This is a genomic window from Cellulomonas sp. P5_C6 (genome assembly GCF_054049635.1).
This window is the reverse complement of sequence record NZ_JBFULZ010000371.1, coordinates 1-1255: the sequence shown is the minus strand read 5'-3', so window position 1 is coordinate 1255 and position 1255 is coordinate 1. Positions and strand designations below refer to the sequence as shown.

3 protein-coding genes are annotated in these 1255 nt (G+C 74.7%); all 3 read left to right on the top strand.

Translation table 11 applies throughout. The features are described from left to right. Positions 1-120, top strand: a 120-nt coding sequence (locus ACXJKG_RS21215; protein WP_456847692.1) for a zinc-binding dehydrogenase, incomplete at its 5' end; no start/stop codon positions are given. Continuing rightward, positions 117-854 carry a DsbA family oxidoreductase gene (locus ACXJKG_RS21210; protein ID WP_456847691.1) on the top strand — a complete coding sequence of 246 codons (738 nt, stop codon included), beginning with the start codon at positions 117-119 and terminating at the stop codon, positions 852-854. The genes ACXJKG_RS21215 and ACXJKG_RS21210, both read left to right, overlap by 4 nt. Beyond that, positions 842-1255: GNAT family N-acetyltransferase (locus ACXJKG_RS21205; protein WP_456847690.1), on the top strand; the 414-nt coding region annotated here is incomplete at its 3' end. The genes ACXJKG_RS21210 and ACXJKG_RS21205, both read left to right, overlap by 13 nt.

Here is a 1255-nt window from a genome sequence, read left to right as displayed (position 1 = left end):
GTGCGCGCCGACACGCTCGACGTGCGCGTCGGGGCCACGTTCCCGCTGGCCGACGCGGCCGACGCCCACCGCGCGCTCGAGTCGCGCTCCACCACCGGAAAGGTCCTGCTGCTTCCGTGAGCACCCCCGTCATCAACGCCGTACGTACCCTGCAGGTCGAGGTCTGGTCCGACATCGCCTGCCCCTGGTGCTACATCGGCAAGCGCCGCTTCGCCACCGCCCTGGCCGACTTCCCGCACCGCGACCACGTCGAGGTGACCTGGCGGTCCTACGAGCTGTCGCCCAGCACGCCCATCGGCCCCGGCATCCCGGAGATCGAGGCCCTGGCCCGGCACAAGGGGATCCCGCACGAGCGCGTCGTCCAGATGTTCGCTCAGGTCACCGCCGTGGCGGCCGGTGAGGGTCTCGCCTACGACTTCGACCGCACGCTCTCGGCCAACACGTTCGCCGCGCACCGCCTCGTGCACCTCGCCCGCACCGCCGGCCGCGCCGACGAGGTGCTGGAGGCGCTGTTCTCCGCGCACTTCGAGCACGGCGCGGACCTGGGCGACGACGACACCCTCGTGCGCCTGGTGAGCGGGGCGGGCGTCGACGCGGACGCCGCACGCGCCGCGCTGGCGAACGACGAGTTCGCCGATGACGTCCGCGCCGACGAGGCCGAGGCCCGCGCGCTCGGCGTGACCGGCGTGCCGTTCTTCGTCGTCGACCGCCGCGTGGCCGTCTCCGGCGCACAGCCCGCCGACGTGTTCACGCAGCTGCTCGAGGCCGGCTGGCGCGAGGCGAACCCGCTGCAGACCCTCGCGACGGCGGACGCCGACGCGGCCGCCTGCGTCGACGACTCGTGCGCGATCTGACCCTGCGGCCGGTCGCCGCGGCCGACCTGGTCGCGCTCGCCGGGCTCAACGACGCGGCGGCGCCTGCCGTCAACGCGCTCGGGCTCGACGGCCTGACGGCGCACGTCCCGGTGTGCGAGCTCGCGCTCGCCGCCGAGTCCGACGGCGAGCTCCTCGGCTTCCTGCTCGCGGTCGCGCCCGGCGCCGAGTACGCGAGCGAGAACTACCGCTGGTTCTCCGCGCACGTGCCGGGCTCGCTCTACGTCGACCGCATCGTCGTCGCGCCCACCGCGCACGGCCGGGGCGTCGGGCGCGCGCTGTACGAGGCCGTCGACGGGCGGGCGCGCAAGCTCGGGCTCGACGTCGTGACCTGCGAGGTCAACCTCGAGCCGCCGAACCCGCAGTCGCTGGCCTTCCACGAG